This window comes from Phormidium sp. CCY1219 (assembly GCF_035615515.1).
Classification (GTDB): domain Bacteria; phylum Cyanobacteriota; class Cyanobacteriia; order Cyanobacteriales; family Laspinemataceae; genus CCY1219.
Window position 1 is genome coordinate 1 of sequence record NZ_JAJENT010000754.1, and the last position, 261, is coordinate 261.

At 46.4% G+C, this 261-nt stretch carries 1 pseudogene; it reads right to left on the minus strand.

The features are described 5' to 3' along the window. Positions 1-261 (minus strand): annotated as a pseudogene (locus LKK83_RS22760) (hypothetical protein); the annotation flags it as partial.

Sequence of the window (261 nt, forward strand, 5' to 3'; positions counted from 1 at the left end):
TCCCTAAAGTAATGTCCGCAGTGGTTACACTTCCCTTTTTGTCTCTTCAAGAGCTTCGATACTCTCGTTGGAACACCAGGTTGTTTGCCCATTCTTGTACTCCAGTATTTGAGATTGCCGTCGTATGGGCTGGCCTCGCCTTTGACTTTAACGTGTCTGACAATCGGAGTCTCAGCATGGAGTTGCAATTTGATTGGGTTTGATTCCGCTCGTGTTGCAAATACCCATTGCCGATTCCCTATTGCTTGCCAGTATTTCTTG